Source organism: Micromonospora sp. WMMD1120 (assembly GCF_029626235.1).
Classification (GTDB): Bacteria; Actinomycetota; Actinomycetes; order Mycobacteriales; family Micromonosporaceae; genus Micromonospora.
Genome location: NZ_JARUBO010000005.1, coordinates 6,411,472 through 6,417,245 on the forward strand (window position 1 = coordinate 6,411,472; position 5,774 = coordinate 6,417,245).

Below are 5,774 nucleotides of genomic sequence, written 5' to 3' on the forward strand. Positions count from 1 at the left end.
CGTGGCCTACCTGGCAATCGTCGACAGGGGTTACCGGGGCAGTGTCGAGGCCCAGTTCTTCGACGCGCTCTACGGCGTACGAATGTTCGCCTCCCAGCTCGGCGGGATCGACCTGCTGCTGCGGGGTACGTCGGTGACCGCCGCGCTCCAGCCGACCGGTGACATTCCGCGTATCGTGCTGGGCAGCGAGCCGGTCGCGGTGTCGGCCGACCCGCGGGCGGCGATCACCGGCCTCGTCGGGACGGGCACCACCGTGTACGTGGACGCGGCGAGCCTCGCGGGTCTGGGCTTGGACGACGAGCCGGTTCTCCCCGGCTGCGCCGTTCTGGACAGCACGGAGTTGGCCGTGCGGTGGGCAGCGTACGAACAGGTGTGGTTCCTGTGACGGCCGCCCGGTACGCCAGGCCGCTGGATGCCGTGGACGAGCTCTCCGCGACCCGTTCGGCGACGGGCTGGACGCTGACGATCTCCAAGACGGTCCGGCGTACCGACGCCTACATGTCAGGACATTTTCCGGGGCTCATCCTCTACCCTGCCGTGTTCCTGCTGGAGACCGTGCGGCAGTCGGTCACCAGGACCGTCGAGACCGGACCGGACGGGTGGTGGGAGATCGACACGATCCGCCGCCTACGGCTACGCCGGCCGATGCACGAGGGGCACCGCCTCGAGTTGGAGGTGACCCTCACCCCGACCGGGCAGGGCGGCAGCCTGGCGGCGTCGGTGGCCGTACGCCACGGCGCGGAGCCCGTCGCCGACCTCTCGCTCACCCTCGCGCCTGGAGAGACATGACGCCCGACTATCGCTGGATCCTCGACCTCATCCCGGTCCGTCACCCCATCGTGCTGGTGGACAGGGTCGAGCACCTGGAGCCCGACTCGCACATCGTCACCGCGAAGGCGATCAGCGGCGGCGACATGTGTTACCAGGGCCTCGCGGAGGGCCTGCCGGCCGAGCGGTACGCCTTTCCCCGTTCGCTCGTGGTGGAGTCCTTCGGCCAGTCGGCCGCCCTGCTCTGGCTGGGCAGCACCGCCCTGCGCGCCGGCGCGGGGCACCCGGTGGCGCCTGGTGAGCTGAACTGGGTTCCGCTGGCCGGAAGTCTGCGGCAGTGCGAGTTCGTCGGCAGCGCGTACCCGGGTGAGGTGATCCGCCACACGGTGCGCCTGCACGAGGTGATCGACGACGCCACCGCCTTCATGTCGGGAGAGACCACCGCGGACGGGAGGCCGCTGTTCCGGGTCGGTCAGCTGACCGCGGTACGGCGGCCGCGCGCGTCCATCACGGCTGGTGACTGACAGTCGTCCTGGTCCACCGCACCGGTAGCGACTCGAAGCCCCAGATGAGGTTGGACCGCATCCGCCGCGTCTCGCCGACGATCTCGATTTCGGCGGTGTGCCGCAGGATCTCCTCGAAGAGCACCGACAGCTCGGTGTTGGCCAGGGCCGCGCCCAGGCAGAAGTGGGTGCCGGCGGCGAAGGTCAGGTGACGGTTCGGCTTCCGCCCGACGTCGAACCGGTCACCGTCGGCGAACACGCTCTCGTCCCGGTTGGCCGACGGCAGCCAGACCGCGACCGCGTCGCCGGTGGCGATGCGGTCGTCACCGAGCTCGACGTCGGCCACGGCGGTACGCAGCACGTGCAGAGCCGGGCTGGTCCAGCGCAGGATCTCGGCGACGGCGGTGGGCAGCAGGTCCGGGTCCTCGCGCAACCGCCGGAGCTCGCCGGGGTTGCCGACCAGGGCGAGCAGACCACCGACCGAGGCGTGCCGGGTGGTCTCGTTCCCGCCCGAGATGAGGCCGTCGCAGTTGAGGAAGATCTCCTCGTCGCTGAGACGCGCTCCGTCCACCTCGGCGTGCACCAGCGCGCTGACGATGTCGTCCTGCGGATCACGGCGACGACGGCGCATCAGGTCGTCGTAGTAGAGAAGGATCTCCGTGTGCGCCTCGGCCGGACCCGACGTGTCCCCGTCCGGCGGCACGGCGCCGAACGCCGTCATGGTCAGCCGCAGCATGTAATCCCAGTCCGCCTGCGGGACGCCCAGCATGTCGCAGATGACCGAGACCGGGAGGCGCGCCGCCACCTCGGTGAAGTCGAACGGCTCACCGTCGGGCGAGTCGGCCAGCAACCGGGTGACGGTGGTCCGCATGTTGTCCTGCAACCGACGCACCATGCGCGGGGTGAACGCGGAATTCATGACGCCACGGATCTTCCCGTGCCGCGGTGGGTCGGTCACGATGAGCATCTTCCCGGCGGAACTCGCGGTGGCGGCCGGGTCGTCGTCCAGGCGCATCCCCTTCGTGGAGGTGAAGTCCCGGTTGTTCCGCAGCACCTGCTCGGCGTGGCCGTGCCGCAGCACCGACCAGAAGCCTCGCGCGCCAGCGCGCTCGGTGTAGAAGACCGGGGAGTCGGCCCGTAGCCGCGCCCACAGATGCTCTGTCTCCCCGGTCCGATAGAGATCCGGATCGGACAGGTCCGGGACCGTCCGGAGGTCAGTCATGCGTCTCCACCCTCTTCACAGCGCGACAGAAACTTCCCAATGCGGTCCGGCAGGCGCGGCGCGGATCAGCCGCGCAGCATCTCCGCGACGAGGAACGCGAGTTCGAGGCTCTGCTGCGTGTTCAGTCGCGGGTCGCACGCCGTCTCGTACCGGTCGGGCAGGTGCAGGTCCTCGATGCCCTGCGCACCGCCCACGCACTCGGTGACGTCCTCGCCGGTCAGCTCGATGTGGATCCCGCCCGGGTGGGTGCCCAGCGACCGGTGCACCTCGAAGTACCCGAGGACCTCGTCGACGATCCGGTCGAAGTGCCGGGTCTTGTAGCCGTTCGACGACTCGTGCGTGTTGCCGTGCATCGGGTCGCACTGCCAGACGACCTTCGCGCCGGTGGCGTGCACCTTCTCCACGATCGGCGGCAGCGCCTCGCGCACCCGGCCGTTGCCCATCCGGCTGATCAGGGTCAGCCGGCCCGGGACGTTGTCCGGGTTGAGCTTCTCGCAGAGCTGGATCGCGGTCTCCGGCGACGCGTCGGGCCCCAGCTTCACCCCGATCGGGTTGGCGATGCGGCTCAGGTAGTCGATGTGCGCGTGGTCCAGTTGCCGGGTCCGCTCACCGGCCCAGAGGAAGTGGGCGCTCAGACCGTACGCACGCCCGCCGGAGACCCGGGTCTGCGCCCGGTCGTACTCGAGCGCGAGCGCCTCGTGCGAGCAGTACAGGTTGACGGTGCGGAACTCGTCGCCGTCGGTCATGCCGCAGGCGCGGATGAATTCCAACGTGCGGTCGATCTCGCGGGCGATCGCCTCGTAGCGCTTCCCGGCCTTGGACGCCTTCACGAAGTCCTGGTTCCAGCTGTGCAGCCCGTGCAGGTCGGCGAGTCCACCGCCCAGGTGGGCGCGGAGCATGTTCATCGAGGCCGCCGAGTTCGCGTGCGCCCGGATCATGCGCTGCGGATCCGCGGCCCGCGCGACCTCGGTCGGCTCCAACGAATTGATCATGTCGCCGCGGTAGGCCGGCAGACCCAGCGAGTCGGTCAGCGAGGACCGGGGCTTGGTGTACTGACCCGCCACCCGCGCGATCTTCACCACCGGCATGGACGCGCCGTACGTCAGCACCACGGCCATCTGCAGCAACGTGCGGACGTTCGCGAGCAGGTGACTCTCGGTGTTGCCGGCGAACGTCTCGGCGCAGTCACCGCCCTGGAGCAGGAACGCGCGACCGTCACAAACCTCGGCGAGCCGGGCGCTCAGTTGGTCGACCTCGTAGGGGACGACGATCGACGGCGCGTTGTCGAGGACGGCGCACGCCGCGGCGACCTCGTCCGGATCCGGCCACGGCGGCGTCTGTGCCCGTGGCAACGACCGCCACACGTCGAGGCCGAGGGCCTCGTCCTCGGCCGAGTCGGTGGACGGGCGGGATGTCTGCAGGATCGGGTCGCCCAGTCCGGGATGGCTGAGCTGGTGCCATCCGCGGCGGATGTCGGCTCGGGTCTGGACGGTCATGGCTTCCCTTCGGATGTCGCTGCTGCCGGAGATGTGGGTGCCGCGAGATGCCCGCCAGCCCGGCCAACCGATGCGCCGAGGCGAACCGCGGGCCCCCGGCCGTTCGAGACACCGCCGACGATCGTGCCGCCGTCTGCCTCCAGGTTCGCGGTCTGAGCGCCGCCCACCGCGACCACGTCGGTCGCGACGAACACTGCCTCCGACCTCCCCAGCGGATGCCGCACACCGGACGCGGAGGAGTGTCTCCGCGTCCGGTTCAGCGTCCGGGACGGGTGCGTGACGACAAATACCGGATCAAATTGTCGAATGATCGGGACGCGACGCTGCCCGCCACCCCGCGGGAGTCAGCGGGACACCGTGGAGAACACGGTGCGCAGCTTGCCACCCGCGGTGCGCTGCGGCGCCTCGGCGTCGCGCTCGACCCGCACGTCGGTGAGCCCGTGACTGTCGAGCAGGCCGCGCAACGCCCGCTGGACCTGCTCCCAGACCTGGCCGGCGTCGGCGGCGTCCTCGATGACCAGCCGCACCGCGAGGCGACGCGGGTCGGTCTGCACGATCTGGAACATGCGGACCCCGGCGGTGGTGTCGACGAGGGTGCCGAGCGCGAGCGGCGGCAGCTCGACCGTCCGGCCGTCCGGCGCCGGGAAGGCGATCACCTCGGAGGCGCGACCCTGCACCCGCACCGCCGGCAGCGGATTGCCGCACGGGCACGGGTCCGGCCGCATGGTGACGCTGTCGCCGAGGTCGTACCGGATGATGGGCTGCACCCGGTTGGCCAGGTTGGTGAGCAGCACCGTGTGCGACGGCTGACCGGGCGGCACCGGGCGGAACTCCTCGTCGACCGGCTCCAGGATCGCCCAGTCGGCGTTGACGTGCAGCCAGTCGTGCTCGCAGCCGTGCGCCAGACCCATGAACTCGGAGCAGGCGTACTGGTCGCGGACCTTGGCCTGGAAGGTTTCCCGGATGCGGGCGCGCTCCTCCGGCGGCAGGCTCTCCGCCGAGGTGATCACCAGGACCGGGCGGAGGTCGAGGCGGCCGGCGCGCTGCTCGCGGGCCAGCAGCGAGATGGCGCTGGCGTACCCGTTGAGGATCGTCGGGTTGAAGTCGCCGACGCCGCGCACCAGCTCGTCCAGCGGGGAGTGCACGGAGAAGATCCGGATGCTGCGCTTGCGGATCGGGCGTTCCCGGATCAGGCGCTGGGCGGTGGAGTAGCCGGCGAAGTGGCCGCCGACCGCCCAGATGGCGGCCACCTTGTTACCCCTGAGCAGCATCGTCAGGTAGTCGCGCCCGCCGAGCCACGAGCCGCTGGCCCGCGCCACGGTGATCCCGGACAGCACGGCGTACGTCCGGTCGTCCTGCACGAAGACGCCCCGTAGGCCGCTGGTGCCCGAGGTGGTGACGACCTGGTAGCGGTCCCGGTAGAGGGTGCCGATCCGGTCGGTGTCGGCGACGAACGCGCGCACCTCGTCCAACGAGACGGCGCGGTCGGTGGCCCAGTCGTCGTACCGGCCCATCAGCTCGGCCTTGGTGGTCACCGGCAGCGACGTCAGGTCGTCGACCCGGTCGGGCAGGTCGCGGTACAGCTCCCGGTAGTACGGCGAGCCGGCGCGGGTCCGTGTGAGCAGGTCGGCGAGGCGGGTGCGCTGCCGTTCGGCGACGAGTTCCGGCCCGCCGCGCCGGACCCGGCGGAGATCCCAGACGACGGACATCAGGCTCTCGGCCATGATCGCTCCTCACTTCGTTTCATGCACGGTCGTGGATGCTACGCTCCGGCGGGTGACCCCG

The 5,774-nt window shown here is 70.6% G+C and carries 6 protein-coding genes; 3 read left to right on the top strand and 3 right to left on the bottom strand.

Features of this window, described 5'->3' with window-relative positions; translation table 11 throughout:
- Position 1: 1 nt before the first annotated feature.
- The 3 genes from O7634_RS29095 to O7634_RS29105 are packed head-to-tail and all read left to right on the top strand — an operon-like array spanning position 2 to position 1,292.
- A complete protein-coding gene (locus tag O7634_RS29095) occupies positions 2-385 on the top strand; it encodes a hypothetical protein (protein WP_278153328.1) in 384 nt (127 codons plus the stop codon).
- A complete protein-coding gene (locus tag O7634_RS29100) occupies positions 382-789 on the top strand; it encodes a hypothetical protein (RefSeq protein WP_278153329.1) in 408 nt (135 codons plus the stop codon). Before O7634_RS29095 ends, O7634_RS29100 begins: the two co-directional genes overlap by 4 nt.
- Entirely contained in the window at positions 786-1,292 is a 507-nt protein-coding gene (locus O7634_RS29105; protein ID WP_278153330.1) for a beta-hydroxyacyl-ACP dehydratase, read from the top strand. Before O7634_RS29100 ends, O7634_RS29105 begins: the two co-directional genes overlap by 4 nt.
- On the opposite strand, the gene O7634_RS29110 is transcribed toward O7634_RS29105, so the two are convergent.
- From O7634_RS29110 to O7634_RS29120, 3 genes are all read right to left on the bottom strand, one after another.
- Positions 1,276-2,493 carry a cytochrome P450 gene (locus tag O7634_RS29110; protein ID WP_278153331.1) on the bottom strand — a complete coding sequence of 406 codons (1,218 nt, stop codon included), beginning with the start codon at positions 2,491-2,493 and terminating at the stop codon, positions 1,276-1,278. The two genes, O7634_RS29105 and O7634_RS29110, sit on opposite strands and share 17 nt — an antisense overlap.
- A gap of 65 nt (positions 2,494-2,558) precedes the next feature.
- Positions 2,559-3,965: a 3-deoxy-7-phosphoheptulonate synthase class II gene (locus O7634_RS29115; protein ID WP_278154108.1), complete on the bottom strand. Its 1,407-nt coding sequence runs from the start codon at positions 3,963-3,965 to the stop codon at positions 2,559-2,561.
- Between the two features lie 368 nt (positions 3,966-4,333).
- Positions 4,334-5,713 (bottom strand): phenylacetate--CoA ligase family protein, encoded by a 1,380-nt coding sequence (locus O7634_RS29120; RefSeq protein WP_278153332.1) that lies wholly within the window; start codon positions 5,711-5,713, stop codon positions 4,334-4,336.
- Between the last annotated feature and the right edge of the window lie 61 nt (positions 5,714-5,774).